At 70.0% G+C, this 26,619-nt stretch carries 24 protein-coding genes and 2 pseudogenes; 18 read left to right on the top strand and 8 right to left on the bottom strand.

Annotated elements, in window-relative coordinates; translation table 11 throughout:
- Positions 1-196: 196 nt before the first annotated feature.
- Both ND748_RS04685 and ND748_RS04680 read left to right on the top strand, forming a co-directional pair.
- Positions 197-604 carry a DsbA family protein gene (locus ND748_RS04685; RefSeq protein WP_251744296.1) on the top strand — a complete coding sequence of 136 codons (408 nt, stop codon included), beginning with the start codon at positions 197-199 and terminating at the stop codon, positions 602-604.
- A 28-nt stretch (positions 605-632) separates the two neighbouring features.
- A complete protein-coding gene (locus ND748_RS04680) occupies positions 633-2,225 on the top strand; it encodes an MDR family MFS transporter (RefSeq protein ID WP_251744295.1) in 1,593 nt (530 codons plus the stop codon).
- Positions 2,226-2,288: 63 nt separating this feature from the next.
- Here ND748_RS04680 and soxR read toward each other — a convergent pair whose 3' ends face one another.
- Positions 2,289-2,774: a redox-sensitive transcriptional activator SoxR gene (gene soxR / locus ND748_RS04675; RefSeq protein WP_251744293.1), complete on the bottom strand. Its 486-nt coding sequence runs from the start codon at positions 2,772-2,774 to the stop codon at positions 2,289-2,291.
- A gap of 121 nt (positions 2,775-2,895) precedes the next feature.
- Positions 2,896-3,567: a hypothetical protein gene (locus ND748_RS04670; RefSeq protein WP_251744291.1), complete on the bottom strand. Its 672-nt coding sequence runs from the start codon at positions 3,565-3,567 to the stop codon at positions 2,896-2,898.
- Between the two features lie 307 nt (positions 3,568-3,874).
- Between ND748_RS04670 and ND748_RS04665 the strand changes: the two are divergent.
- Positions 3,875-4,163: pseudogene (locus ND748_RS04665) on the top strand (IS110 family transposase); the annotation flags it as partial.
- Positions 4,164-4,662: 499 nt separating this feature from the next.
- On the opposite strand, the gene ND748_RS04660 reads toward ND748_RS04665, so the two are convergent.
- Complete coding sequence (locus tag ND748_RS04660) at positions 4,663-5,556, bottom strand: LLM class flavin-dependent oxidoreductase (protein WP_251744289.1); 894 nt, start codon at positions 5,554-5,556, stop codon at positions 4,663-4,665.
- 165 nt (positions 5,557-5,721) lie between these two features.
- Here ND748_RS04660 and ND748_RS04655 point away from each other — a divergent pair, with 165 nt between their 5' ends.
- Together ND748_RS04655 and rfbH are read left to right on the top strand one after the other, a co-directional pair.
- Positions 5,722-6,744 carry a Gfo/Idh/MocA family protein gene (locus ND748_RS04655; protein WP_251744287.1) on the top strand — a complete coding sequence of 341 codons (1,023 nt, stop codon included), beginning with the start codon at positions 5,722-5,724 and terminating at the stop codon, positions 6,742-6,744.
- Positions 6,745-6,820: 76 nt separating this feature from the next.
- Entirely contained in the window at positions 6,821-8,122 is a 1,302-nt protein-coding gene (gene rfbH / locus ND748_RS04650; RefSeq protein WP_251744286.1) for a lipopolysaccharide biosynthesis protein RfbH, read from the top strand.
- A gap of 51 nt (positions 8,123-8,173) precedes the next feature.
- On the opposite strand, the gene ND748_RS04645 is transcribed toward rfbH, so the two are convergent.
- Positions 8,174-9,127: a 3-hydroxyacyl-CoA dehydrogenase NAD-binding domain-containing protein gene (locus ND748_RS04645; RefSeq protein ID WP_251744284.1), complete on the bottom strand. Its 954-nt coding sequence runs from the start codon at positions 9,125-9,127 to the stop codon at positions 8,174-8,176.
- A 202-nt stretch (positions 9,128-9,329) separates the two neighbouring features.
- Here ND748_RS04645 and ND748_RS04640 point away from each other — a divergent pair, with 202 nt between their 5' ends.
- Entirely contained in the window at positions 9,330-10,343 is a 1,014-nt protein-coding gene (locus ND748_RS04640; RefSeq protein WP_251744282.1) for a zinc-binding dehydrogenase, read from the top strand.
- On the opposite strand, the gene ND748_RS04635 is transcribed toward ND748_RS04640, so the two are convergent.
- Positions 10,344-11,165 carry a cyclopropane-fatty-acyl-phospholipid synthase family protein gene (locus ND748_RS04635; protein WP_251744280.1) on the bottom strand — a complete coding sequence of 274 codons (822 nt, stop codon included), beginning with the start codon at positions 11,163-11,165 and terminating at the stop codon, positions 10,344-10,346.
- A 155-nt stretch (positions 11,166-11,320) separates the two neighbouring features.
- Here ND748_RS04635 and ND748_RS04630 point away from each other — a divergent pair, with 155 nt between their 5' ends.
- Genes ND748_RS04630 through ND748_RS04620 form a run of 3 tightly spaced genes read left to right on the top strand, consistent with a single transcriptional unit; the run spans position 11,321 to position 14,953 of the window.
- On the top strand, positions 11,321-12,514 hold the full coding sequence (locus ND748_RS04630) for a glycosyltransferase (RefSeq protein ID WP_251744278.1): 1,194 nt from the start codon (positions 11,321-11,323) through the stop codon (positions 12,512-12,514).
- Positions 12,511-13,647 (top strand): DegT/DnrJ/EryC1/StrS aminotransferase family protein, encoded by a 1,137-nt coding sequence (locus ND748_RS04625; protein WP_251744276.1) that lies wholly within the window; start codon positions 12,511-12,513, stop codon positions 13,645-13,647. The genes ND748_RS04630 and ND748_RS04625 overlap by 4 nt, the downstream gene beginning before the upstream one ends.
- Positions 13,648-13,687: 40 nt before the next feature.
- Positions 13,688-14,953 (top strand): DUF6365 family protein, encoded by a 1,266-nt coding sequence (locus ND748_RS04620; RefSeq protein ID WP_251744274.1) that lies wholly within the window; start codon positions 13,688-13,690, stop codon positions 14,951-14,953.
- A gap of 82 nt (positions 14,954-15,035) precedes the next feature.
- On the opposite strand, the gene ND748_RS04615 is transcribed toward ND748_RS04620, so the two are convergent.
- The 3 genes from ND748_RS04615 to ND748_RS04605 all read right to left on the bottom strand — a co-directional run bounded on the left by ND748_RS04615 (position 15,036) and on the right by ND748_RS04605 (position 17,140).
- Positions 15,036-15,674 carry a DsbA family oxidoreductase gene (locus tag ND748_RS04615; RefSeq protein WP_251744272.1) on the bottom strand — a complete coding sequence of 213 codons (639 nt, stop codon included), beginning with the start codon at positions 15,672-15,674 and terminating at the stop codon, positions 15,036-15,038.
- A 5-nt stretch (positions 15,675-15,679) separates the two neighbouring features.
- Positions 15,680-16,594, bottom strand: coding sequence for an NADP-dependent oxidoreductase (locus ND748_RS04610; RefSeq protein WP_251744270.1), 915 nt, complete (start codon positions 16,592-16,594; stop codon positions 15,680-15,682).
- A gap of 111 nt (positions 16,595-16,705) precedes the next feature.
- A complete protein-coding gene (locus ND748_RS04605) occupies positions 16,706-17,140 on the bottom strand; it encodes a nuclear transport factor 2 family protein (RefSeq protein ID WP_251744268.1) in 435 nt (144 codons plus the stop codon).
- Between the two features lie 192 nt (positions 17,141-17,332).
- Between ND748_RS04605 and ND748_RS04600 the strand changes: the two genes are divergently transcribed.
- The 9 genes and pseudogenes from ND748_RS04600 to ND748_RS04560 all read left to right on the top strand — a co-directional run.
- Positions 17,333-18,118 carry an SDR family NAD(P)-dependent oxidoreductase gene (locus ND748_RS04600; RefSeq protein ID WP_251744266.1) on the top strand — a complete coding sequence of 262 codons (786 nt, stop codon included), beginning with the start codon at positions 17,333-17,335 and terminating at the stop codon, positions 18,116-18,118.
- Between the two features lie 30 nt (positions 18,119-18,148).
- Positions 18,149-19,288 (top strand): hydrolase, encoded by a 1,140-nt coding sequence (locus ND748_RS04595; RefSeq protein ID WP_251744264.1) that lies wholly within the window; start codon positions 18,149-18,151, stop codon positions 19,286-19,288.
- Between the two features lie 25 nt (positions 19,289-19,313).
- Positions 19,314-20,588, top strand: coding sequence for a beta-ketoacyl synthase (locus ND748_RS04590; RefSeq protein ID WP_251744262.1), 1,275 nt, complete (start codon positions 19,314-19,316; stop codon positions 20,586-20,588).
- On the top strand, positions 20,585-21,787 hold the full coding sequence (locus tag ND748_RS04585; protein ID WP_251744260.1) for a ketosynthase chain-length factor: 1,203 nt from the start codon (positions 20,585-20,587) through the stop codon (positions 21,785-21,787). The genes ND748_RS04590 and ND748_RS04585 overlap by 4 nt, the downstream gene beginning before the upstream one ends.
- Positions 21,788-21,869: 82 nt before the next feature.
- On the top strand, positions 21,870-22,139 hold the full coding sequence (locus tag ND748_RS04580; RefSeq protein ID WP_251744258.1) for an acyl carrier protein: 270 nt from the start codon (positions 21,870-21,872) through the stop codon (positions 22,137-22,139).
- Positions 22,136-23,113, top strand: coding sequence for an aromatase/cyclase (locus ND748_RS34470; RefSeq protein ID WP_308205586.1), 978 nt, complete (start codon positions 22,136-22,138; stop codon positions 23,111-23,113). Before ND748_RS04580 ends, ND748_RS34470 begins: the two co-directional genes overlap by 4 nt.
- Positions 23,114-23,151: 38 nt before the next feature.
- Positions 23,152-24,042, top strand: a complete 891-nt coding sequence (locus tag ND748_RS04570) for an MBL fold metallo-hydrolase (RefSeq protein WP_251744312.1) — start codon at positions 23,152-23,154, stop codon at positions 24,040-24,042.
- 111 nt (positions 24,043-24,153) lie between these two features.
- Positions 24,154-25,608: pseudogene (locus tag ND748_RS04565) on the top strand (ISL3 family transposase).
- Positions 25,609-25,705: 97 nt separating this feature from the next.
- Positions 25,706-26,619 (top strand): IS256 family transposase (locus ND748_RS04560; protein ID WP_374215847.1); only part of this gene is annotated, 914 nt, incomplete at its 3' end.

The following is a 26,619-nucleotide window of genomic DNA, read 5'->3' as shown; positions in this document are numbered from 1 at the left end:
CGGTGCGGAGCCCACTGGCTTGTGCACGGTTACCTCCGGAGGATTGGTCTGTGGCGCGATGTCCCGCCACGAAACGACGCCGGGGCCGAGGATGGGACGGTGCGCTCGACCGCCGCTCGAAGGTCGGCCGACAACGCCACCAGGTGGGGCACGCCGGCTTGACCTCAAGCGCGCTGGAGGTTGCACGCTGGCGGTCATGGATCACGTCGACTTCTGGTTCGATCCGCTGTGCCCCTATTCGTGGATCACCTCACGCTGGATGGTGGAGAGGCAACGGCACCGGCCGGTCACCGTACTGTGGCACCCGCTGAGCCTGGGGCTGCTCCACACCGCGCCCGGAGTCGCCCCCGACGAGCTGCAGGAACTGGCGCGGGGGCCGGTACGGGTGCTCGCGGCGGCCGCGGAAGCTCACGGCGAGCACGTGGTGGGGCCGCTCTACACCGCCCTGGGACAGCGCCTGCACGACGATGGTGGCGCCCTGACCGACATCCGGGTGGGATTCTTCGAGCTCAGGAAGGTCACCGAACGCGCGCTGCCGGACACCTCCGCCCCAGTGCCGGCCGGCGGATCCCGCCCGCCCTCCGCGCGTCATGGAAGGGGCTGAACACGCGATGGTGGGACAGGTCGAGACCGTGAGCGTCGCGCCACTGAGTCGGCGGACGATCCTGAGCATCATCTCGGGGCTGCTGATCGGCGTCTTCCTGTCGGCGCTTGACAGCATGATCATGGCATCAGCGCTGCGCACCATAGCCGACCAGTTGAACGGCATCACCTTCCAGGCGTGGGCGACCACGGCCTACCTCATCACCTCCACCATTTCGACCCCGCTGTACGGCAAGCTGTCCGACATCTTCGGACGCAAGCGGCTGTACCTCGTCGCGATCTCCCTCTTCCTCGTCGGTTCGCTCCTGTGCGGCATCGCCCAGTCCATGTACCAGCTGGCTCTCTACCGCGGCGTGCAGGGACTCGGCGCGGGCGGCCTCATGTCGCTCGCCCTCGCGGTGTTCGCCGACCTCCTGCCGCGCGAGCAACGCGCCCGGTACCAAGCCAACCTCGGCGTCGTCTTCGGCGTCGCCAGCGTCTCGGGCCCGGTCGTCGGTGGCTTCTTCGCCGGCCTGGACTCGTTGTTCGGTCTGGCGGGGTGGCGGTGGATTTTTCTGTTGAACCTGCCGATCGGGCTGGTGGCGCTGGTGCTGGTCGGCACACTCTTCCGGTCGCCTGCCACACCGCGCCGATCGCGGCGCATCGACTACGCCGGCTCCCTGCTGCTCGTCACGGGAATCGTGCCGATGCTGCTGATCATCGAGCGCGGCCGGGACTGGGGATGGGCGTCGCCCCGCGCCATCGTGGCATACGCCGTCGGTGTTGTCGCGCTCGTGCTCTTCGTGGCCGTGGAGCGCCGGCGAGGCGATGACGCGCTGCTCCCGCCGAAGCTGTTCCGGGTCGGGGTCTTCCGCCTGGTCAACACCGTCAACTTCCTCGGCGGGGTGGGGGTGTTCACCGGCCTCACGTTCTTGCCGCTCTACCTACAGATCGGCAAGGGGATGTCTCCCACCGCCGCCGGCCTGATGCTGCTGCCCCAGTCATTGGCGACAACCGTCGGCGCACGCCTCTGCGGCCCACTGATCGAGCGCACCGGCCGGTACCGGGAACTACTCGCTGCGGGACTGGCCACCATGATGGTCAGCTACCTGACCATCGCCTTCGTCGACAACGACACGTCCCTGTGGATCGTCGGTGCGGTCGTCGTGCTGATGGGTCTCGGCCTGGGAATATTCATGCAGGTCGTGCTCATCGCGATGCAGAACAGCGTCCCGCCGGAGAACCTGGGTGTGGCCAGTGGCCTCTACAACTTCTCCCGTCAGATGGGCGGTGCGGTGGGGGTGGCAATCCTGTTCTCCCTTCTGTTCGCCCTGGTGCCGGGCAGGATCGCCGACGCGTACGGGGCCCAGCGATCTGATCCCGGCTTCCAGGCCGCCGCCTCCGATCCCGCCGTGCTGGGCGATCCGGTCACGCGGACGACGCTGGAGCAACTGCGGGACGGAACCGCCGGCCGCGACCTGAAGGACACATCGTTCCTCGGCACTATCGACGAGCGTATCGCCCGCCCGCTGCTCGACGGGTTCACCAGCGGCATCAACACCATCTTCTTGATCGCCGCACTGATCATGGCGATTGCGGTCGGCCTGACCCTGACGTTGCCCCGAGGATCCGCACGGCAATGACGAAACCGCCGCACCCTCGGCCCGGCGGTTCTCCGTCGTCCGACGGCGCCCGGAACGGTGGGGTCAGGACGGATCCGTGTCTCCGCGCAGCAGCCGGTGCGCTCCGGGACCCCGCCGGCCGTACTCATCCTCGGGATTGACCAGAGCGCACCGGGCGATGGACAGGCAGCCGCACCCGATGCAGTCGGTGATGTTCTCGCGTAGCCGCCGGAGGTCCTCCATCCGGCGATCAATCTCGGACCGCCAGTTCTCGGACAGCACCGCCCAGTCCTGCCGTGTCGGGGTGCGCCCTTCGGGCAGTTGCCGCAGCACCTCGACGATCTCGTTGAGCGGGATACCGAACCGTTGCGCGGCGCGTACGAAGGCGATACGACGCAGTATCTCCCGGTCGTACCGGCGCTGGTTGCCGGCGGTCCGCCGCGCGCTGATCAGGCCCTTGGACTCGTAGAAGTGCAGTGTGGACACCGAGACGCCGATGCGTTGCGCCATTTCGCCGATCGACAGCTCCTTACGACCAATGGGAATGGAGACGTCCTCGTCGCGGGTCATCGAAGTGTCAACCTCGTGGGTCGGCGATCAACGGCGCGGGTCGACGCACAACACGAACGGAGAAGTGGGTACGCCGATAGGCGAGCGTACACACTTCTCCGGAAATGGGTCGAAGCTGCTGTCAGCTGATCGTGGTCGTGGAGAACACCGTCGGCTGGGCCGGGTCGGGATAGCACTGGAAGGGATCCCACTGCAGCGAGGTGGTCTGCTCGCGCCACCAGCCGAAGCCCGGGTCGAGGAAACTGTCACCACCCGGGCCGGTCGTCAGCACGCCCGACTGTGGCGCCTTGAGGGTCACCGTCAGCGTCGGCAGGTCGAACGCGGTCCCCCCGTGGAACGGGCCGCTTGCGAGCACCTGGATCTCGTCACCCAACGGCGACACCACCTGACGAGAGGAACCGAGGCCGCTTCCCTCGGAGAGGCTGTAGTCGAGCAACTGCGCGCCGGCTGGCAGCCGGTAGGTCACCGGCACTAGGCGGATCTCCTTGTTGAACCGTGCGTCGGCCACGATCGGATCCGGGTTGAACGAGATCCGCACCTTCGACCCCGGCGCGGCCTGGTTGGGCGCGGTGACGCTGAACCCTCGGCTGTAGTCGAGCACCGGTGTCCACGTGCCCGTAATCCTGGTCTGGCAGACGTACGGGACGGTGCTGGCGGTGGTAACCGCCGCCTGGGCCGGCGTGTCCGCGGCGGTGGCAGGGGTAGCGGCGCCGGTGATGGCGGCACCGGCGGCCAGCGCGGCCAGTGCGGCCAGTGCGGCCAGTGCGCGGACCCACTTACGGGTTCTGATCACGTTGCTCCCAATCAGTTCGGGGAGTTGCCGTCCGGCAGACTCCTGGTGGTAGCCGCTGGCGGGTGAGCACTCTGTGTTCCTGGACGTGGAGTCCTGAAGAAAGACCGTGCCCTAGTCGGTTGGCCCGGAGGATTGATCGCTGCTGGGATGTCGTGCCCACCGGCTTTGTGCTGGTGTGAGCACTGCGTGATTAGGTCGCTGATGGTTCTCCGGTTGGCTGCACCCGGTGTTCGAGCGTGTGGACGGAGGAACGTTGCGACTGTTCGTCGGCGACGACTGGGCTCAGGACCACCACGACGTGGAGGTGATGGACGACGGCGGGGGGGTCACGGCACTGGTCGCGGCCGGATACACGGTGCTGGCGGTCAATCCCCTGCAGGCCGCCCGGTTCCGGGACCGGCTGGGAGTCTCCGGCGCCAAGAGCGACGCCGCGGGCGCACAAGTCGCTGAGCTGGGATCGCACCCGCCACGTCCAGCGGCTGCGGCACGCGCTGCGCGACTACTTCCCCGCCGCGCTGGCCGCGTTCGAAGACCTGGACGCGACCGACGCCCTGGAGTTGCTGGCCAAGGCGCCAACCCCGGCGAAAACCGGCAACGCGCCCGCGGCGCCACCCACAACGCCGCTCTCAGGCAGCTGGCCAACCGTCTGGTCGGCATCCTCCACGGATGCCTCAAAACCGGCACCCCCTACAACGAGGACACCGCCTGGACCCATCGCCAACAATGCGCTGCTTGACATTTAGCGCTCCTGGGATGTCTTTGTGGTCCACCGCGTCGCGGTGACGCCGGCGAGGTGGCCCCATCGTAGCGACTGTGCCTCGAAAGTCAGTCGAGATCAGCAGGGTGGTGGCCGTTCCACGCCCCGACACCGACGCGCGGCCAGGCCCACCCGGCCACCCACCACCAGCTCATCCAGATCAAGTGATCACAAAACTACGGCTGCCGTACTAGCCGACGGGGACCATCGCGGCGTAATGCGTCGCCCACGACGAGACGGTGAAGAGTATGCGCATGCGGGCCCTCCCAGTAAGTAGGTGGAGCCCAATGTCGTAGATCGTCGTCGCGTCTCACTGGAGCGGCTTTCCGACCACCTCGTCAAATGGTCGCCGTGGCCTCACGACGTGCGCCCGCTGCGCCGCGGACAGCCTCGGCGAGGAGGTCCACCTGATCGGGATCAGCGCTGTTGCCCATGAACAGAAGCTGGTCGCAGCCCGCCTTCTCGAACTGCTCGACCGCGGTGACGATGTCGTCGCGGGTGGTGAGCGCGGCGTCGATGGAGTACTGCGCCCATTCGTCGCCGATGAAGGCGTAGTACGGCCCGATGGCGTCCGCGGCGGCCTGCCTCGCGTCGGGGCCGAGTGCGAACATCAGTGACGCGACCAGTTTCGGCGACCCGGTGTGTCCTCCGGCAGCCCACGCCTGTTGGACCTTGGGGACGAAGCCCTGGAACTCCTCCACGGTGCAGTCGCCGATGACCCAGCCGCCTCCGTAGGTGGTGATGCGGCGCAGGGTCGCTTCCGACATACCGCCGAAGAGCAGAGCCGGACCGCCAGGGGTGGCCGGGGATGGACCGACCTCGCTGTCCGGCTGCCAGAAGGTATGCAGGTCGGCCAGCAGCTCATCCAGTTGCCGCCCGCGCTGCCGGAAGTCCAGCTTGCTCAGTGTGAAGTCCTCTTCGCGGCCGCCGGGTGCCAGGCCGAGATGGAGCCGCCGCGGCCCGGCCAGCCGGTCCACGGTGGCCGCGGACTTGGCGAGCAGTGCGTGGTTGGCGCGTAGCGGCGCCACCAGAATGGTGCTGATCAGCTTGATCCGCTGGGTGGCACCGGCCGCGGCGGCCAGTGTCACCAGCGGTTCGGGGGAGGACCAGTTCAACCGATCGCTGACGCTCAGAGCGGAGAACCCCGCGGCCTCCGTTCGCGTCGCCCACTCGATCAACGTGCGTCCGTCGAGGTCTCGTACATGGCCGGGAAGTCCTACGCCGATGTCCATGGGGCTCGTGCCTTTCCTCAGCGCTGCCGTCAGTATCCGGAATTATCGAACCTCAAGTGAACCTGAGGTCAAGGACTTGGCGCGGGCGTCCCCGGCGGGCTTCAAGCGGGTCTCTAGGTCACGTGTCCATGCTGGCCGGGCCACCAGCAGGAAAGGGGACAGTCGATGCCTGAGCCCGCCGAGCCGAGCACCGGAACCGCCCGGAACGACGACCTCCGCACGGTGGGTGTGGGGCTGCTCGGCTGCGCTGACATCGCGACGCGACGGATTCTGCCGACGTTGGCGGGTATCGCCGGGGCCCGGCTCACCGCCGTCGCGAGCCGCGACCCGGTCAAGGCCGCGGACGTCGCGCGGCGCTACGGCGGTGAGCCGGTGCATGGATATCAGCACCTACTCGATCGCGACGACGTGGCTGCCGTCTATCTGCCGCTGCCTGCCGCCCTGCACGCCACCTGGATCCGGCGGGCGCTGCTCAGCGGCAAGCACGTCCTGGCCGAGAAGCCGTTGACCACCAGCCACGCCGAGACCGCCGAGCTCGTCGACCTCGCGGCCCGCCACGGACTGGTGCTCCAGGAGAATTACATGTTCCCCTGGCACAGTCAGCACACCGCGATCCGCACGCTACTGGCCGAGGGCACGATCGGCGATCCGCAGTTGTTCACCGCGACGTTCGCCATCCCGCCCCGGCCCGAGGGGGACATCCGGCTGCGCCCCGAGCTCGGCGGCGGGGCGCTGCTCGACACGGCGGGCTACCCGCTGCGGGCCGCTCTCCTGACGCTCGGACGGGAGCTGACCGTTGCCGGCGCGGCCCTCCGGCAGGACTCCCGGACCGGGGTGGACCTCGGCGGCGGCATCCTGCTGCACCGCGCGGACGGCGTGACGGCGCACCTGTCCTTCGGCCTGGCCCACGGCTACGTCTCGCAGCTCGAGGTGATCGGCAGCAGCGGTTCGATCCGGGTGGAGCATGTCTTCACCACTCCGCCCGCACACTGCCCGGTCGTGACGGTCGAGCGAGGTGGCGCCCGGGAGCGCCACCCGCTGGCCCCCGACGACCAGTGCCGGAACGCCTTGACGGCGTTCGTCGCGGCGATTCGCGCGCGTCGCGTCACCAGCCACGGCGACACGCTCGCGCACGCGCTGATCGTCGACCGGGCCCGCACGATGGCAAGCCAGGTCACGGCCGGCTGACGGCAGCACGCCGACACCCGGTTCCCTTTCCGACGCCCGGTGGCACCGGGACCGCTAGCACAGGAGGCACAACATTATGGCTGACGACAAGTCACTGATCCTGGAGCAGGTCCGCAAGTACCATCGGGACACTGTCCGGGACGAGTTCATCCCCGGAGTCACGCCCGTACTGTCGTCCGGCGCCGTCCTCGACGAGGGTGACCGCGTCGTCCTCGTCGAGGCGGCTTTGGACATGCGTATCGCAGCCGGGGTCAGCGCGCGACGCTTCGAGCGCGACTTCGCGAGGTACTTCGGGCTGCGCAAGGCTCACCTCACGAACTCCGGGTCCTCAGCGAACCTGCTCGCCGTCAGCGCGCTGACGTCACCCGCCCTGGAGGAGCGGCGGCTGAACCCGGGCGACGAGGTCATCACCGTCGCCGCGGGCTTTCCGACCACAGTGAACCCGATCATCCACAACGGAGCCATACCGGTCTTCGTAGACGTCGACCTCGGCACCTACAACACCACCGTCGACCGGGTCGCGGAGGCGATCGGGCCTCGGACGAAGGCCATCATCATCGCTCACGCGCTCGGCAACCCGTTTCCGGTGGCCGAGATCGCGGACCTCGCCGACCAGCACGAACTTGTGTTGATCGAGGACAACTGCGACGCGGTGGGTACTCGCTACCACGGCCGGCTCACCGGCACCTTCGGCGACATCGCCACGGTCAGCTTCTATCCCGCGCACCACATCACCATGGGCGAGGGCGGCTGTGTGCTGACGAGCAACATGGCGCTGGCTCGCATCGTGGAGTCGCTGCGGGACTGGGGCCGGGACTGCTGGTGCGAGCCGGGCGAGGACAACAAGTGCCTCAAGCGCTTCGACCAGCAGCTCGGCGACCTGCCGCACGGCTACGACCACAAGTACATCTTCTCGCACGTGGGATACAACCTGAAGTCCACCGATCTGCAGGCGGCTCTCGGCCTCTCCCAGCTGCGCCGGGTGGACGACTTCGGGACCGCCCGGCGGCGGAACTGGCAGCGTCTGCGCACGGCGCTCGACGGGCTGCCCGGACTGCTGCTGCCGGAGCCGACGCCCGGCGGCGATCCGAGCTGGTTCGGCTTCGTCATCACCGTGCGGCCGGACGCCGGCTTCACCCGCGCCGGCCTGGTAGCCCACCTGGAGGGGCGGCGCATCGGCACCCGCCGGCTCTTCGGCGGCAACCTCACCCGCCACCCGGCCTACCGGAACAGGCAGTACCGCATCGCGGGATCGCTCGACAACAGCGACCTCATCACCGAGCACACCTTCTGGATCGGTGTCTATCCCGGCCTGACCGCCGAGATGCTGGACTACGTGGCCGGTTCGATCCGCGAGTTCGTCCTGGCGAACCGCTGACGGGGGTCGGCTGCCCGGTACCCGGATCGGGGTGCCGGGCAGCCGGGGCGGTCAGCGGCCGGACTCCTCCCGCGACACCTCGGCCAGGGCCCGGAGGACGGCGTTCTGCCGCCGGTCCCGCTCGTCGGCGAGCTCCTCGTAGGTACGGTCGCCGAAGGCCGCGTCGGCCTGATCCAGGATCGCCCGTACGGTGCCGTCGTCGAGCGCCGGACTGCCCAGCTGCTGCCAGCTACGTTCCAGCCCGGTCCCCAGGCTGCCGAGCCAGTGCCGCAGGCCGCCCCGCCCACCGGCGAGGTGGAAAGACCGGAACGGCCCGGTGGTCGCCCAGCGCAGACCGATCGAGGTGGTCACCACCTCGTCGAGTTCGGCCACCGTGACCACGCCCTCACGGACCAGGTGGACGCATTCGCGCAACAACGCGGCCTGCAACCGGTTGGCGACGAACATCGGCACCGGCTCCCGGATGAGGACTGGGGTCCGGCCCACGGACCGGTAGAAGGCCAGAGCCTGTTCAATCGCGGCCGGATCGGTCTCCGGGCCGCCTACCACCTCGACCAGCGGGACGACGTGCGGAGGATTGAACGGATGCCCGACGAGCGCCCGGCCGCGGTCGCCCATGAGGGCGGTGAAGTCGGCCGGCAGCAGCTTCGAGGTGGACGACAGCAGCAGGGCCCCGGGCGCCGCCGCCGCGCCGATGCGGGCGAACAGCTCCTGTTTGATCGACAGGTCGTCGGGCGCGTTCTCCTGAACCACGTCGGCGCCCTCCAGCGCCTTCTCCAAGTCGGTGCCCACATCGAGGCCTTCGGTCAAGCCCTCTCGCCTCGGCACGCCGTTTGCCAGCCCCGGAGCGAACGCCGCCACGCCGGCCAGGACCTCCGGCCCGGCGTCCGGCCGGCGGCTGATGACCCGAACCGGCAACTCGTACGCGAGAAAGAGCGTGATCCAGCCGACGGCGATGGTGCCTGTGCCGATCACAGCGACTGTCGGCCGATTCTCCTCCGCCATGGTCCCGTGCTCCCTTCGAGACGACGTGGTGTTCCCGCGCGCACAGTGCCGGAAGCGGCTCGGGAGCCGGCCGAACCACGATCGACGAGGCCGCCAGGAATCCGTCGATGAACGCTCGACGCGGATTCGAGGCCCTCCGGCGATGCTGCCGGTCGAGGGCCGGCCACTCGGCAGGCACCGCGCACACCCTGCTGGAGGAGAAATGAAGGTCGTCAGCTTCCACGAGTTCGGAGATCCGAGCGTGCTGCGCCCGGCGGAGGCGCCCGAGCCCGTCCCGGGCCGCGGTGAGGTGCTGATCGACATCGAGGCGGTCAGCGTCGGCTTCGCCCAGACCCAGATGCGGCGCGATCTCTTCCCTGCGCCGATGTGGAAGCCGTCCTTCCCGGTCGTGCTCGGCGGCGACGTCGTCGGCCGGGTGGCGGCCACCGGCCCAGGGACCGGCGCAGGGGCCGGCCCAGATACCGGCACGGTACGCCTCGGCGACCGGGTGGCCGCTTTCACCCTGCACGGCGGGTACGCGGAGAAGGTGGTGGTTCCCCTGGACACACTGCTACCGGTGCCGGACGGCCTGGACGCTGTGTTGGCGACGGCGCTGCCCGGGACCGGTCCGATCGCCATGGGCACGTTGGACACCGCGCCGGTGCGGCCCGGCGATCGGGTCCTCGTCCAGGCGGCTGCGGGCGGGATCGGGCACCTGAGCGTGCAACTGGCCCGGCTGGCCGGGGCCGGGCAGGTGATCGGCACCGCCGGATCCACCGCTAAACGGGCGTTCGTCGAGTCGCTGGGTGTCGATGTCGTCGTCGACCACACCGACCCCGGCTGGGTGGACACCGTACGGGAGGCCACCCACGGGGAGGGCGTCGACGTCGTGCTGGACGGTGTGGGTGGCGATCTGCTGCCGGTGGAGGTGGGTCTGCTGGCGCCGTTCGGCCGTCTCGTGTTCTACGGCTCCGCCGGCGGGGGACGGTCGGTCCCGCCGGTGTCGCTGATGACGCTGATCGGCATGCGCTTCGTGACCGGCTTCGCGCTGTCGGCGTGGCGCGCGGCACGGCCGAAGGAGTACCTCGCCAACCATCGACGGCTGGTCGAGCTGCTGGTCGGCGGCGAGTTGCGGCAGCAAATCCACACCGTGCTCCCGTTGGCCGAAGCGGCGCGGGCGCACGAGATCATGGAGTCCCGGGCCTACACCGGCCGGATCATTCTGACCGTCAGCTGATCACCGGGAGCGCGAGCTGATGACGATGACGTATCCGAGGTGGTCACGCTCCAGCGTGGCGATGTCCGAGATGGATGCCTTGAACTGCTCGGCGAAGGCGGCGCCGCCACGCTCCTCGACGAGATGGTAGTTGTCCGCCACGAGCCGGTCGATGCGCTGTGCCGAGCGGCGCAGGTGCGGCGTCGCGTCCTCGAAGTCCGTGATCTCGAGGTCCGCCACGCGCAGCATGTCGCGGTAGTCGTCGGCCGTGGGTAGGGAGGCGACGGTGAACCCCTCGGTGAGAACCCGCCGCCATCGAGCCGACAGCTCCCCCGACTCGACGTAGTCCGCCAGCACCAGTCGTCCACCGGGAGCCAGCACCCGGTGGATCTCGCGCAGGGCCCCAGGCCGGTCACCCAGGTACATCAGCGACTCGACCGCCCACACCGCGTCGAAGGAACCATCGTCGTACGGCAGTTCCGCCGCGTCGACGAGTTCGAAGCCGACGCGGTCGCCGAGCCCGGCCTCCCGAGCCAGCTCCTTGCCCTGTGCCACCTGCTCGGCGCTGACGTTGATGCCGACGACCTCGGCCCCGGTGGCTGCGGCCAGTCGGATCGTCGGCCGGCCGGTGCCGCACCCGACGTCGAGCACCCGCTGGCCGGCGCGTACCCGGGTCCGTTCGATCAGCACGTCGGTGAGCCGGTCCTTCGGATCGGCGGCCGGATCGACGTCGTCCCAGTAGCCGATGTGCAGGTTGTGGCCCATGAATATCTCGTACAGCCAGCCTCTGTCGTCGTAGAACTCGCCCACTTCTTCCGGGGTCAGCGCCTCCGGTTGCGTCATGTGCCCGCTCCTTCGTGGTCTCGGTACCTCGTCGGGCGATGGTCGCAACCCGGCGTCGACGGCAGCTCGAATTGCGGTCGAGCGGACCGGCCAGCGACCGGCGCGTTCCAGCCGGTGTCGAGCGGTGTTCTATCCGCCGCCGCTACGGTCGGGCGATGAAGATTCTCTTCGTGGCCGGCGGGTCCTCCGGCGTCATCTTCTCCCTGGTGCCGCTGGCGCAGACCGCCCGCAACGCGGGGCACCAGGTCGTTATGGCGGGGCCCAAGGACGTCATGCCGACGGTCACCGGCGCCGGTCTGCCGGGGGTGGCGGTGACCTCCCGATCGATGCTGCAGACCCTTGAGGACGAGGACGGCAACCGGCTGCCGATCCCCACCGATCTGCATGAGCGTTTCATCTTCAACGGCCGGTGCTTCGGCCGGTACGCCACCTGGTGTCTGGACGCGCTGCTGGAGTTCGCCCGCGCGTGGCAGCCCGACCTCGTGGTGGGCGGCGTGCTGGCCTTCGCCGCGCCCCTGGTGGCCAGCCACGCCGGGGTGCCGTACGTGAAGCACGCCGTCGACATGGGCGAGCCCCGCACCATCGATCTCGCCGCGGCCGCGGAGCTCGGCCCGCAGCTGGAGCGGCTCGGCCTCTACGACATGCCCCGGCCAGACCTGTTCATCGACATCTGCCCGCCGAGTCTGCGGCCCGCCGACGCGCTCCCGGCCCAGCTGATGCGGTACGTCCCCTACGCCACGCCCCGGGCCACGCAGCCGTGGATGTACACCCGGGGCGATCGGCCACGGGTCCTGCTCACCGCGGGCAGCAGGATCACCCCGGATTTCTACCTCGACGTCCTGACCGGACTGGTCAAGAAGGTGGAGCACCTGGACGTCGAACTGCTGGTCGCCGCGCCGGACGACATGGCCGAGCTCCTCGGCCCGCTGCCGGACAACGTACGCGCCGGTTGGCTGCCCCTCGATGTGGTCGCGCCGACCTGCGACGTCGTCATCAGCCACGCCGGCGGGACCACCGTGCTGAGCGCGCTGGCCCACGGCGTGCCGCAGGTGCTGATCCCGTACCTGCCCTATGTCGTGGATTACAGCGAACGACTCACCGCGGCCGGTGCCGCGCGCATGATCGCGCCGGGCGACGACACCGCCGAACACATCACCGCCGTCTGCCGGGAGATCATGGCCGACTCCGGCTACCGGGACCGGGCCGCAAGGATCGCCGTGGAGATGGCGGCCATGCCGCTGCCGGCGGAGGTGGTCGGCGTCCTGGAGCAGCGCTACGGCCCTCGGAGCGGTGCTCGGCGGCCGACCTCGACCGGCGCGACGTCTGACGAAACGGAGGGCCTCCGATGATCAGCCTCTTCCAACCCCAGGTGGGCGACGACGAACTGAAAGCGGTCAGCGACGTCTTCTCCAGCAGATGGCTCGGTCACGGGCCCCGTACCGAGGCCTTCGAGGCGGCCTTCGCCGCTCATCTCGGCGTACCCGCCGACCGGGTGATTTTTCTCAACTCGGGTACCGCGGGGCTGTTTCTCGGTCTGGAAACGCTGAACCTGGGCCCCGGCGACGAGGTCGTGCTGCCGTCGACGAGCTTCGTCTCCGCCGCCAACGCCATCATGGTGACCGGCGCCCGCCCGGTGTTCTGCGATGTCGACCCCGGCACCCAGAACCCGGGGGTCGAGGACGTGCGCCGGGTCGTCACACCCCGCACCCGGGCGGTCGTCGTGCTGCATTACGGCGGCTATCCGGGCCGGGTCACCGAGATCGCGGAGTACTGCCGCGAAGAGGGTCTCACGCTCCTCGAGGACGCCGCCTGCGCGCCGGCGTCGCGGGTCGGCGGCCGGGCCGTCGGTACCTTCGGTGATCTGGCGATCTGGAGCTTCGACGCGATGAAGGTCATCGTGACCGGTGACGGCGGCATGCTGTACGTGCGCGACGAGGGGCGCGCCAAGCGGGCCCGGCGCCTGGCCTACCACGGGCTCGAACGCTCGAGCGGATTCCGGTACGCGGGCGTCTCGCAGCGCTGGTGGGAACTGGCCGTTCCGGAGATCGGCCGCCGTCTCATCGGCAACGATCTGACCGCGGCGATCGGCGCCGTCCAGTTGGAGCGCCTACCGCGGATGGTGGCGCGGCGCCGTGACATCGTAGAGCGGTACGACCGCGAACTGGCCGGTGTCCCTGGCGTACGGCGTCCGCCGGCGCTGCCGCCCGGCCACGAGTCGTCGTACTACTTCTACTGGGTCCGGCTGGATCCGGCGGTGCGCGACGCCGTCGCCCAGGATCTGCTCGCGGCGGGGATCTACACCACCGTCCGGTACGCCCCCCTGCACCGGGTGTCGACCTACGGCGCCGGACCCGTCACCCTCCCCGGCGCAGACCGGGCCGGTCGCGAGACGCTCTGCCTGCCGCTGCATCCCGGTCTCGACGACAGCGACGTCAGCCTCATCGTCGACCGGCTGACCACCGCCGTCGCCGCGCGTTCCTGACCGCCGCCGTCGCCACGCGCCAGCCCAGCCGGAGGAAGCCGTGCGCCTGTTGTTCCTGAGCTTTCTCGCCAAGACGCTGCACGAGACCGCCATGGGGCTGGACCTTGCCGACCAGCTCCGCGAGGCCGGCGTCGAGAGTTGTTTCCTCATCGACTCGTACAGCGTCGATCAGCTGCGCGAGGCCGGTTATCCGCACCGGGTCGTCCATCCCGGAGCCGGGGCGGATTTGGTCACCGTCGTCGCCGGCGCGATCGGGGACTGGCGTCCGGACATCTTGGTGCCCAGCGACTTCATGGGCTACTGGACCAGCTGCCACACGGCGTACCGGGTGGACCCCTGGTTTATCGACGCCTTCGATCTGCCGGTCGTTCCGCTGGACTGCTACGACATGGGTCCCGGCCAACGGCAGGTGGAGCTGCTGGGTCGGCTCACGCCGATCGGCGACCGGATCGCGTCCATGCCTCGGCTGCGGCCGGTGCCCTCAGGTCGGCTCACCGGCGCACTCGGGGATCCGGCCGTGCCCTACCGCGCCACGACGACGCTCGCACCGCCGTCCGCCGCCGCCCGGGACCGGGTGCGGCGCGCGCTCGGGGTGTCCGGCGCCACCCGGCTCCTGATGATCCCTACCCTGCCCTGGCAGGAGACCATGCTCACCCGCGCCGGGCCGGCCAGCCGGGAACTGGCGGCGCGTATCCCGGAGCTGGTGCTGCACTACCTCACCCGGCTGCCGGCCACCATCGAGTTCCTCGTCGCCGGCCCGGATTTCGGAGCCTTCGGCCGCCTTCCGGAGGGCCGGCTGCACCGGCGGCCCCGCTACGGCGCGCGGGAGTACCTCGACCTGCTCGGCGCCGCGGACGCCGTTCTGGCGCTCTCGCTGCCGTCGTTCGCCCTGGAACGGGCGGTGTGGGCCGATGTGTCCGGGGTGGCCGTCGTCAACGGTTTCGACTTGGCGGACGACAACGGCGTCGAACGTCTGCACGCTGCGATCGGGGAGCCCAGCCCCGCCGTACGCTCGTGGCTGGACGCCTATCCCGGGCCCCTGCCGTCGTACCAAACCTGGCCGATGCGGTGGAACGATCTCGTCCGGCCGACGTGGAACGGCAACCCGTTCGCGGACACGATGGCCCACGCGGAGATCCTCGACGAGGGGTCCGTCAGCACGGCCTTGGAGGCCGTGTTGTACGACGAGTCCGTTCGTACGGAGCTCGCCGAAGCGCGGGCCGGATACCGCCGTGCCCTGGCGGCGTTGCCGGCTACCATCGAGGCGTTCCACCAGGTGGCGAGCGTGCACGGCCTCACGTTCTGACCGGTCCGGGAGTACCGCCGGAAGCGGCACCCGAGGGCGGGGCATCGCCGATGCGGCGATGCCCCGCCCGGCGGTGGATCGGTCACCGGACGCCGGAGGCCGCCGCGGCACGGTCCAACTCGGCGCGGACCATCTCCGGCGGCCGCATGCCCGAGAACGGCGGGCCGCCGTCGACGACGAGCGTCGGCACGCCGCTCACCCGCAACTTGGCGGCGCGGCGCTGATCGGCGATGACGGCGTCGGCGTACCGGTCACCGGCGAGCACCGTGCCTGTCTCCTCCTCGGGCAGGCCCACCTCGTGCGCCAACTCCAGCAGGACGAGGTGGTCGGCGACGTTCCGCCCCTCCGCCTGGTAGGCCCGCAGCAGCGCCTCGACGAGCGCGTCGGCCCGCTCATGGTCGGCCGCGAAATGGGTCAGCCGATGCGCGTCGAAAGTGTTGACGGGACGCGCTTTGTCGAGGTCGATAGCCAAGCCCAGGTCCGTGCCGAGCTGCTCGATCAGGGCCAGCCGCCCGGGCAGCTGGTCCGGTGCGGTCCACGTGGCCATCGCCTCGGCGGCGGTCGGGCCAGGGATGCGCCCCTCGTCCGGTGACAGCTGATAGCTGCGCCACCGCAGTCGAACCTCGTCGCGGCCGGGAAAATCCGTCAGGACCCGCCGCAGCCGGTGCTTTCCGATGTAGCACCAGGGGCACAGCACGTCGTAGAAGACCTCGATCAGCACGCCGCTCACCCCCTGAGCAGGACGGCGGTCTTGCCGCGGGCATGGCCGGTGTCGATCCGGCGGTGCGCGTCGGCGATCCGGTCCAGCGGGAAGGCCTCCGACACGGTCAGTGTCAGTCGCCCGGCGCGGTACAGGTCTGTGATCGCCCGTAGCCGCTGCCCTGAGCGCTGGCTGCGCAGGAATCGTACGCCGAGCTCGTCCGCCCGGGCGAAATCCACCAGGGTGCCGATCCGGCTCCGGTCGGCGACCACCTCGAGGCAGGCATCCAGGGCCGCGCCGCCCGCGGCGTCCAGGGCGACGTCGACACCACCGGGTGCCAAGGCTCGCACGCGGTCGGCCAGTCCGTCGCCGTAGGTGGTCGGTGTGGCCCCCAGCGAGCGCAGGTAGTCCTGGTTCGCCGGGCCGGCCGTTCCGATCACCGTCGCGCCGGCGGCCAGGGCCAGCTGCACCGCGACCGTTCCGACGCCGCCGGAGGCGCCGTGGATCAGCAGAGTGTCGCCGGCGCTGACCTTCAGTTCGTCCAGCGCGGTGTGTGCGGTCTGCGCCGACGCCGACAGGGTGCCCGCCTGCGGCCAGGTCATCCCAGACGGCTTGGAGACGACTTGCCCTGGAGGGACGACGACGTACTCGGCACAGCTGGCGAGCATGGCCCAGCCGAGCACCTCGTCGCCGATCCGGAAGTCTGTGACGCCCGTGCCGATCTCGTCGACGACACCGGCGAAGTCGTTGCCGACTATCTGCGGGAACTGCAGGGTCTGCCCCGGCGGTGTCCAGCCGGACCGTACCGCCGAGTCGTACCCTTGCACGCCCGCCGCCTCGACTCGGACCCGAACCTCTCCCGGCCCAGCTCCGGGTGTGGCAACCTCGACCACCTGTAGCACCTCCGGACCACCGAAGGTGTAAAATGCCGCGGCCCGCATGGATCTCCTCTCCCCAGACATCTCGACGCCGGCCCATCAGGGCCGGGGACGTCAGGACCAGCCTGCAATCTCAAGTGCGCTTGAGGTCAAGCTCCCCACCGGACGCTTGGCTCACGGCAGGTAGTCGTGCTCGACCCGCCGGGAGCGGTTGAGTAGCCCGCCGTCCGCGCGGATCAGCACGTCGTGGACAACGCAACTGGGCGCGATCTCGGGCTGGCGCTCACCGGGACGGCTGGTCACCACGAGCACGTAGAAGGTAGACCGCAGGCTCCCGTCCGGGGCCTCGATCAGGTGGATCATGTTGAACCAGTGGCGGCGCTGCACCGGCTCGGTGGCGAAACGCTCCTCGTGGAAAGCCCGCAGCTCGCGTGCGATGCCGTCCCGGGTGTGGGCTGCGGGCCGCCCCGGCGTGTGGCTGAACTCGCCGTCCTCGGTGAAGGTGGCCGCATACTCGTCGAAGCGGCAGGCATCGAGCGCGTGCATCTGCCGGGCGTAGAACTGCTGAACCTGCGTGTAGACATCGGTGCTGATCGCGGTGGCGGACATCGGCTTCCTCTCCTGATGACCCGCGGCCGGGCCGCGGTCCGGGCTGCGCCGAAACTAATGCGAGTGGGTTGAGAGACACTCGAAACGGCCGCCCGGCGGCCTATCTGGTGCTCCACGACGGCTCGACCGCGTTTCGAGAGGGCTGCCGCAATGTCGGGGTCGGCCGACCACGGCGGAGTCCTCGGAGGAAACATGAGCCAGCAGAGCCAGCCGGTGGCATTGGTCACCGGTGCCACCAGCGGTATCGGACTGGAGATCGCCACCCGACTCGCGCGTCGCGGCGCCCGGGTGTACCTCTGCGCGCGATCGGCTGACAATGTGGCCGCGACGGTGAAGTCACTACAGGAACAGAACCTCGCCGTGGACGGCCGGGTCTGCGACGTCACGGACGGGGCGCAGGTCACCGATCTGATCGGCGCGGTCGTCGACCGGTTCGGACCGCTGGACATTCTGGTCAACAATGCCGGACGCAGCGGCGGCGGCGTCACCGCGGAGATCGCCGATGAGCTGTGGCTCGACGTCATCAACACCAACCTCAACAGCGTCTTCATCGTCACCCGGGAAGCGCTGCGCGCCGGTGGCCTGGCCGGCCGGGCGGGCGGGCGAATCATCAACATCGCCTCCACCGGGGGCAAGCAGGGAGTGCTGAACGGCGCACCATATTCGGCCGCGAAGCACGGTGTGGTGGGCCTGACCAAGGCATGGGGCCTGGAACTGGCCAAGACCGGCGTCACCATGAATGCGGTCTGCCCCGGCTTCGTCGAGACGCCCATGGCACAGACCGTCCGTGGGACCTACGCCAAGCTCTGGGGCGTTACCGAGGCCGAGGCGCACGACCGGGTGACCGCGCGTGTCCCGATCGGCCGCTACGTCCGGCCAGACGAGGTCGCCGCGATGGTCGAGTACCTCGTCAGTGACGAGGCCGCCGCCGTGACCGCCCAGGCCATCAACGTCTGCGGCGGTCTCGGCAACTACTGAGGTCCAGTGCCGTACCACCGGGAGGCAGACATGAAGCTGACCACAGCCGGTTCCACTCTGCAGGCGGCGGAGGTGGCGGTGTCGGCCGCCAAGCACGTGCGTGAGGCGGAGACCGACCGGCGACTCCCGCGTGCGTCGATCGACTCCGTGCTCGCCGCGGGGTTCGCCCGGCACTTCGTGCCCACGAGGTACGGGGGGGACAGTGGCACCTTCGGTGCTCTGCTGCCCGCCGTGGCCACCATCGGCGCGTCCTGCGCCTCGACGGCCTGGGTGGCGTCACTGATCGCCGCGGCCGCCCGGATGGCAGCCTATCTTCCGGAAGCGGGCCGAGCCGCCGTCTGGGCCGACGGCCCGGACGCCTTGATCGTCGCGGGGCTGATGCCCGGAGGAGAGGCGGCGGCGGGGGGCGACTCGTGGCGGCTCAGCGGGCAGTGGCCGTACGTGAGCGGCGTCGACCACTCGGACTGGGCCCTGGTGTGCGCCCGGGTGGTCCGTGACGGCCGGGGCGAGTACCGGTTCTTCGCGGTGCCGCGGCCGGCGTACCGGATCGAACCGACGTGGTTCAACGTGGGCATGCGCGCCACCGGCAGCAACACGCTCGTTCTTGACGACGTGCGGGTTCCGGCGTCCCACTCGGTGTCCCTGCGGGTGCTCACCGACGGGCCAGCTCCCGGGGAGGACGCGCCCTGCCATCAGGTACCGATGAAGGCGGCCAACGGCCTTACTCTCACCGGTCCACTGCTCGGGGCGGCCCGCGGCGCCCTGCACCGGTGGTGGTCGCTGATCGGACCGAAGTTGCAGCAGCCCGGCCCGGCCGTGTCCGGCCCGGTAGACCGGCTGGCATACGACATGGTGCTGGCCCGTTCCGGCGGGGAGATCGACACGGCGGGCCTGCTGCTGGAACGGGTGGCGCGGGTGCTCGACGAGGGCGCGGTGACGCCCTACGAGGAGTCCCGTAACGGTCGTGACTGCGCGCTGGCCGCGGAGTACCTCTCCGCTGCGGTGGACCGGCTGATGCGTGGCTCGGGTAGCCGTGGGCAGGCCGACGGCGAGGATCTCGGACGGTTCTGGCGGGACGTCGTCTGCGGGGCGGGCCACAGCGGTCTCCAGTTCGCCGCGCGGGCGGGTGCCTTCGCCCGCCATGCGGCGGAGGCGGTGAACGACAGGTGACTACTCCACGGGGAAAGGAATTTCCATGAAACCGAACCGGCGCGTGGTGATCACCGGGATCGGAGTACGCGCACCCGGTGGCGGAGGAGCCAAGGACTTCTGGAACCTTCTGACGGCCGGCCGGACCGCGACCCGGCGGATTTCCTTCTTCGATGCGGGGCCGTTCCGCAGCCAGGTGGCCGGTGAGGTCGACTTCGATGCCCAGGCCGAAGGGCTGACGCCACGGCAGATCCGCCGGATGGACCGGGCGGCCCAGTTCGCGGTGGTCTGCACCCGCGACGCGGTCGAGGACAGCGGTCTGGAGCTGGACCGGGTGGAACCCCACCGGATCGGGGTGAGCCTCGGCAGCGCTGTCGCGGCGGCTACCTCTCTGGAGGCCGAGTACCTCGTGCTGTTCGACAGCGGCCAAACCCGCGAGGTGGACACCCGGTACCTGACGCCGCACATGTTCGATCACATGGTGCCCAGCGTGATGGCGGCCGAGGTGGCCTGGACCGTCGGCGCGGAGGGCCCGGTCACCATGGTCTCCGACGGGTGCACCTCCGGATTGGACGCGATCGGCCACGCGCTGCACCTCATCCAGGACGGCGTAGTGGATGTGATGGCGGCGGGCGCGACAGACACTCCGATCTCACCCATCGTGCTGGCGTGCTTCGACGCCATCAAGGCCACCACGTCGTACAACGACGATCCGGCGACGGCCTCGCGCCCGTTCGACCGATCGCGCAACGGCTTTGTCCTCGCCGAGGGCTGCGCCATGTTCGTGCTCGAGGAGTACGAGCACGCCCGGCGTCGCAACGCCGAGATCTACGCTGAGGTCACCGGGTACGCCACCCGGTTGAACGCCTTCCACATGACCGGTCTGAAACCGGACGGTAGGGAGATGGCCGAGGCGATCCGCACCGCGCTCGCCCAGTCCCGGCTCGATCCGCCGGACGTGGACTACGTCAACGCGCACGGCTCGGGTACCAAACAGAACGATCTACACGAGACAGCGGCGGTCAAGGCCAGTCTCGGTGAGCACGCGCGTCGGGTGCCGATCAGCTCGATCAAGTCGATGGTGGGCCATTCCCTGGGCGCGATCGGGTCCATCGAGGTGGCCGCCTGCGCTCTCGCCTTACGGTACGGCGTCATCCCCCCGACCGCGAACCTACGGCTCCCGGACCCCCAATGCGACCTAGACTACGTGCCGCTCGTCGCCCGGGAGGCCACCCTCGACACGGTGCTGACGATCGGCAGCGGGTTCGGCGGGTTTCAGAGCGCAATGGTGCTTCGTCAGCCCGGAGGGCGGGCAGCATGACGCAGCGGGTCTTCGTCACCGGAGTCGGCGTGGTCGCGCCGACCGGGCTGGGTATCGCGGAGTACTGGGCGGCGACGCTAGCGGGGCGCTCCGGCATCTCGAGAATCGACGACCGGCATGTCGGGGCGCTCGCCGGCCGGATCACCGGCTTCGATGCCGCCCGGCACCTTCCGGGCCGGTTGCTGCCCCAGACCGACGTCTCTACCCGGCTGGCGCTCACCGCAGCCGACTGGGCGATCAACGATGCGGGTGTGCGCCCCGGTGATCGGGACGAGTACGACATGGGCGTCATGACGTCGAATGCCTGCGGCGGCTTCGACTTCACCCACCGCCAGTTCGACAAGTTGTGGCACGACGGACCCCAGCACGTCAGCGTCTACGAGTCGTTCGCCTGGTTCTACGCCGTGACGACGGGACAGGTGTCCATTCGGCACGGCCTGCGCGGGCCGGGTACGGCGCTCGTCGGCGAGCAGGCCGGCGGGCTGGACGCCATCGGCTACGCCCGCCGGGCGATCCGACGGGGCACGCCCCTGGTGATCTCCGGCGGCGTCGACTCGGCACTCGGCCCGTGGGGCCGGGTCGCGCATCTCTCCAGTGGCACGGTGAGCACCACGGACGATCCGGGGCAGGCGTATCTGCCGTTCGCCGCGGCGGCCTCCGGGCACGTCCCGGGTGAGGGCGGTGCGATCCTCGTCCTGGAGGGCGGTGAGAGCCTGGACAGGCGTGGGGACCGCCCCCGGTACGGCGAGATCGCCGGGTATGCGGCGACCTTCGACCCCGCCCCGGGGTCGGGCCGGCCGCCGGGCTTGCGCAGGGCCGCGGAACTGGCCCTCGAGGACGCCGGGGTCACGACAGCCGACGTGGGGGTCGTCTTTGCCGACGCCGCCGGCACCGCCGAGTTCGACCGTGCGGAGGCCGAGGCGGTGACCGGGCTGTTCGGCCCCTACGGGGTGCCCGTCACCGCCCCCAAGGCCGGGACCGGGCGGCTCTTCTCGGGCGGCGGCCCCCTCGACGTCGTCACCGCCTGTCTGGCCCTGCGCGAGGGCGTGATCCCGCCAACCCCGCACGACGCGCAGGTCGCCGCCGGACATCGGATCGATCTCGTTCAGAACGCCCCGCGCGAGCGGAACATGACCGTCGCGCTGGTGCTGGCCCGTGGCCGGTGGGGCTTCAACTCCGCCATCGTCGTCCGTGGCTGACCAGATCCTCGCGGACACCGGCGCACGCCAGTCACCGATCAGGTCAAGCGCGCACTCTCACGAAGGGAAAGACATGTCTCTGATGACCCTCGAGGACCTGAAAACGATTCTGGTGGAGAACGCCGGCGCCGACGACAGCGGAACCCTCGACGGCGACTTCGCCGCCCAGGAGTTCACCGAACTCGGCTACGACTCGCTCGCCCTGCTGGAGCTCGCCGCCGGGATCCAGCGCCGCTACGGCATCGTGTTGCCGGACGAGCAGGTCATGGAGCTGCGTACGCCGGAGGCCGTGCTCGCCGCCGTCAACAGCGCCGCCGTCAACAGCGCCGAGCGGCTGCGGCAGACGTCGTGAAGGGTGTGCCTACTGTGCCTACGGAGCACCGGACATCGCATCGAGAAGTGGTGGCGGCCCCGGCGGACCTGGTCTTCGAACTGCTCACCGAGGCTGACCGGTGGCCGGCGATCTTCGGTCCGAACATCTTCTTGCGCTACCTCGAGCGTACGGAGAGCGAGGAACGCTTCCAGCTCTGGGCCCTGGTCGGCGGCGAGGTCAAGACGTGGACGTCGCGGCGTGAGGTCGACCGGCACCTGCGGACGATCGGCTTCCGCCAGGAACGGAGCCAGCCACCGGTGGCGGCGATGAGCGGACGCTGGCAGGTCCTGCCCTTGCCCGGCGGCCGCACCGAGGTGATCCTGGACCACGAGTTCACCGCGGTGGGCGACGACGCCGCTGCCGTCCAGTGGATCAGTGCGGCCCTGGAACGCAACAGCGTCGAAGAGTTGGCGGCGCTGCGCCGGGTGGCGGAGCTCGGTCATCCGGTCGCGGAAGTCGTCTTCACCTTCGAGGACACCGTCGAGCTCACCGGGTCGGCCGAGGAGGCGTACGACTTCATCGACCGGGCGGACCGCTGGCCGGATCTGCTCCCGCACGTTCGCCGTGTGGTGCTCACCGAGGAGACGCCGGGCGTCCAACAGTTGGAGATGGACACGGTCAGCGGCGATGACGGGTCGACGCACACCACCCGCTCGGTGAGGGTGTGCCTGGCGAACGACAGCATCGCCTACAAGCAGACCCGGCCGCCCTCGACGCTTCTCGGGCACAGCGGGGTGTGGATCTTCCATCGGGTGCCGGACGGGCCCGACGTGGTCACGGCGAGACACACCGTCGTGTTGGACCCGGACGCGCTGCGCACGGTGCTCGGGCCGAGCAGTTCCCTCGCCGAGGGACGCCGCTACCTCCGGGACGCGCTGGGGGCCAATAGCCGCCGGACGCTGGCCGGCGCGGCGGCGCCCGTATCCTCCACCGAGAAGCGAGAAGTCCGGTGACAGCGACTCGCGCCGCCGCCAGCGCGGTCGCGGCGCGCATGACGGAGGTGGCGGACGGCGTGTTCGCCTATGTCCAGCCGGACGGAGGCTGGTGTCTCAACAACGCTGGCGTGGTGGTGGGTGACGACGGCATCCTGCTCGTCGACACCGCGGCCACCGAGCGGCGCGCGACCTTGCTGCGCGCCGCAGTGGACGGCCTCAGTCTTGGCGGGGTGAAGTACCTGGTCAACACTCATTTCCACGGCGACCACACCTTCGGCAATCACCTTTTCGCCGACACGGCGACGATCATCGCCCACCACGGCACCCGGGCCGAGATGGCGGAGACGGGGCTGGCACTGACCGGCCTCTGGCCGGAGGTGGATTGGGGCGATGTCGATCCGGTGCTACCGATGGTGACCTACCACGACGCGCTGACGCTGCACCTGGGCCACCGCCGGGCCGAGCTTTTCAACGTGGGGCCCGCGCACACCGGGCACGACACCGTGGTGTGGCTCCCCGGCGAGAAGGTGCTGTTCACCGGCGACGTGGTGCTGCCGGGGTGTACGCCCTTCCTGTTGATGGGCACGGTCGCGGGGTCGCTGACCGCTGTCCGCCGGATGCGCGAGACGGGTGCCCAAGTCGTGGTCGGCGGGCACGGAACGGTCGCCGGCCCCGAGGCCTTCGACGAGACGGAGGCGTACCTGCTGTGGCTGCGGGACGCCGCCGGAGACGCGGTGCGTAAGGGGCTGACACCGATCCAGGCGGCCCGCCAATGCTCGGCAGGCCGATTCGCCGGCTGGAAGGACCCGGAGCGGCTGGTCCCCAACCTGCATCGCGCGATCGCCGAGCATCAGGGGGCACCGCCGGCAGCCCCGCTGCCGGTCGAGCTGCTCTTCGCGGAAATGGTGGAATTCAACGGTGGGCACCTCCCGGAGTGCCTTGCCTGACCGGCGTGCCAGAAGGTCCTCGACCGACCGCAGCCGACGGCCCGCCGGGGGTGTCTCCGGGCCGGGCCTGCCGCAGATCCGGTGGTCGCCGATGTGAGTGTGTACGTCACGATGCGTCATGTCTGGCGTGGATGGTCTTGTGGCGGTGGTGTTTGCCGGGTTGGCGCCGCTTGTGGTGCGCTCTCGGCGCGGGTGCACGCCTATCACGTGCGGACGGTGGCGGATGTGCCGCTGGATGCGCGCCGCATGCTCCTGGCGGTGCGGATGCGTCGCCTCGTGTGCCCGACGGCCGGCTGTCTGCGGACGTTTCGGGAGCAGGTCCCGGGCGTGCTGGAGCGCTACCAGCAGCGCACCGTGCGGCTTGCGGCCCAGATCGGTGCGGTGGTCCGGGAACTGGCTGGCTGCGCCGGCGCTCGGGTGTTGGCCGCGTCGGTGCGGCTGTCGCGGCACACCGCGTTGCGCGCCCTGATGCGCCTGCCGCTACCGCCGCCCGAAGGTCCCGCGGCTGCTCGGGGGCGACGACTTCGCGCTACGCCGCCGCCAGCGCTACACCACGATCCTGATCGATGCTGAGACCCGCCGCCGCGTCGACGTCCTGCCCGACCGCAGCGCGGACACGCTGGAAGCCTGGCTACGCGCCCATCCCGGCGTGCAGATCGCCTGCCGGGACGGCTCGGCTGCCTATGCCGAGCGGTCCGCCGCGCCCTACCAGACGCCGTGCAGGTCGCCGACCGGTGGCATCTGTGGCACAACCTCGCCGAAGCGGTCCGCCGCGAAGTCGCCGCGCACAGCGCCTGCTGGGCGAAGGCCGGCCCGCCACCGAACGACGGACCCCGCGTCCAGACCACCCGACAGCGCTGGTAGCAGATCCACGACCTGCTCGACTCCGGGGTGGGCCTGCTCGACTGCGCACGACGACTGAACCTCGCTTTGAACACGGTGAAGCGCTACGCCCGCGTCCCCGAACCGGACCGGCTGATCCGCGCACCAGCGTTTCGCCCGACCCTGGTCGATCCCTACCGGGACTACCTCAAACGCCGCCGCGCCGAAGAGCCCGCCGTGCCGGTCCTGCGCCTGTTCCGTGAGATCACCGAGCAGGGCTATACAGGCAGCCACAACCTGCTCGTCCGCTACATCAACCAGGGACGCCTCGAAGGCGACCGGCCCGCGATCTCCCCGCGCACCGTCAGCCGGCTCCTGCTCACCAGACCCGACAGGCTCACCGACGCCCAGCGCAACCGGCTCGGCGAGCTCACCGCCGCCTGCCCCGAGATGACCACCCTCGCGAGCCTGGTCCGCGACTTCGCCGCGCTGCTCGACCCAGCCGACGGCAACGACGAACGCCTCACCACATGGATTACCAACGCGCGGGCCGCCGACCTGCCTCACCTACATGCCTTCACCCGCGGCCCCGAACTCGACCGCGACGCCGTCACGGCCGCACTCACCCTGCCCCACCACAACGGCGGCACTGAAGGCGTCAACACCAAAACCAAGCGGATCATGCGCCAGATGCACGGCAGAGCAGGCTTCCCACTCCTCCGACACCGGATCCCGCCCGGCTAACTCTCCGTCACCACCGAATCTGCTACGGGACCGTAAGAACAACTGTGTAACTACACCGTCACACTGCGTATGGATGTGCAGGTAGAGGAGGCACCTGATGACCGAGATGATGACCGAGACGACCGCGGAGGAGCTGGCCGTGGCCGGTGCCGCGCCGGCGGCGCCGGTGGTGGTCGATGAAGCCCTGGCGCAGGGCCTGGTCGAGCGGGCCCGCGCCGAGGGGCTGTCGTTGACCGGGCCGGGCGGGATGCTCGGCACGTTGACGAAGATGGTCCTGGAGAAGGCGCTGGCCGCGGAGATGAGTGCGCATCTCGGCTACGAGTCGGGGGATCCGGCTGGTCGTAACAGCGGGAACTCCCGTAACGGCACCCGATCGAAGACGGTGATCACCGAGGTCGGGCCGGTGGAGATCGAGGTGCCCCGCGACCGTGACGGCAGCTTCGCTCCGCAGCTGGTCGCCAAGCGGCAGCGTCGTCTCGCCGGTGTGGAGGACCTCGTCCTCTCGTTGGTAGCGAAGGGGCTGACGACCGGTGAGGTCCAGGCGCACCTGGCCGAGGTCTCTGGCACCGAGGTATCCCGGCAGACCATCTCGACCATCACCGACACGGTGATCGAGGGGATGGATGCCTGGCGTGCCCGCCCACTGGACACGGTCGACGCGGTCGTGTTCATCGACGCGATCGTGGTGAAGGTGCGTGACGGGCAGGTCGCGAACCGGCCGATCTACGCTGCGATCGGGGTCACCGCCGACGGGGAACGTGACGTGCTCGGCCTGTGGGCCGGCACCGGCGGCGAAGGCGCCAAGCAGTGGCAGCAGATCGTCACCGAGCTGCGCAACCGAGGCGTCGCCGACGTGCTCATCCTCGTCTGCGACGGGCTGACCGGCCTGCCTGAGGCCGTCGGACAGGTCTGGCCGCGGACCGTCGTGCAGACCTCATCTGTTGACATGGGTGGTGGCGGGACGGTCCCGCCGGTCACCTGCACCGCCCGGTCAGAACCTATGCAGACACG

The sequence above is a fragment of the Frankia sp. AiPs1 genome, assembly GCF_023716945.1.
Taxonomy (GTDB): domain Bacteria; phylum Actinomycetota; class Actinomycetes; order Frankiales; family Frankiaceae; genus Frankia.
Note: the sequence above shows the minus strand (reverse complement) of the source record. Positions and strands in the feature narration are given on the sequence as shown.